At 63.6% G+C, this 1,041-nt stretch carries 1 pseudogene; it reads right to left on the reverse strand.

Annotated features, from left to right (window positions below):
* A pseudogene (locus IVA74_RS40125) lies at positions 1–1,016 on the reverse strand (IS66 family transposase); the annotation flags it as partial.
* Between the last annotated feature and the right edge of the window lie 25 nt (positions 1,017–1,041).

Below are 1,041 nucleotides of genomic sequence, written 5' to 3' on the forward strand. Positions count from 1 at the left end.
CTCGATCTTCACAAACTGGCGCCGCAGATGCGACCAGCAGAAGGCGAGCGTCCCGGACAGGGCGTCCGCACGCGTCTCTCGGGTCATGGTCTTGTAAGCTGATAGCCGTCGCAGTGGATGATGCCGCGATAGCCCTCAAGCAGCCGCAAGCCATGAACGGCGCCGCGGCCCGGTGCATAGGCATAGACCACCCCAGGCGGATCAGGTCCGGCCCAAGGCCTGTCATCGCGTGACAGCGCCCAGAAGTAGCCGGTTTTCGTCCTGCCGCGTCCCGGATCCAGGACCGGTGCCGGGGTCTCATCGACACAGAGCTTCGAGGAGGCGAGCAGAAGCTGGCGCAGACGATGCCACAAGGGCTTCAATTCCTGGGCGGCATAGCCGACCCAGAAGGCGAGCGTGGAACGGTCGATGGCGATACCGTGCGTCGCCAGCATCTGCGCCTGGCGGTAAAGCGGCAAATGCCAATGATACTTGGCGTCGATCACATGCGCGACCAGTCGCTCGGTAGGCAATCCTCCCCTGATCAGTCGCTCGGGCGCGGCGTGCTGGAGGACGACGCCATGACAGGCGCGGCAGGCCAGCTTGGGCCGGCGGGTGACGATGACGCGATACTGCGCCGGCACGACGTCCAGCCTCTGGCTCTCATCGTGGCCGATCTCAAAGAGATCGCCTTTGCAGGACGGACAGCAGGTTGCAGCGGGCATCAGGGTCTCGACGACGCGCGGCAAATGCTCCGGAAGCTGACCACGGTTGGTTCTACGCTCCGCCGATCTCTTCTCGGAGGTTCTGGGATTGACCCGATCCTCGGCTGCTTCGAGAGCTGCGACCGCCTCTTCGATGTCCTCCAGAACAAGCTGCAGCTGATCAGCATCCAGCTTTTCCGAGGATCGACCGAACTGCGCATCTTTTGCAAGCTTGAGCAACCGCTCGAGCCTGGCGCAGCGATCCAGAAGAGCCGCGGCAAAGGCGCGCAATTCGGCGGGATCGCTCGGCAGCTCATCGGGCAAATCACTCATTGGCCCGAGCTTGCCATGCTTCGCG

The organism is Bradyrhizobium sp. 132 (assembly GCF_023074185.1).
In the GTDB taxonomy this organism is placed as follows: Bacteria; Pseudomonadota; Alphaproteobacteria; order Rhizobiales; family Xanthobacteraceae; genus Bradyrhizobium.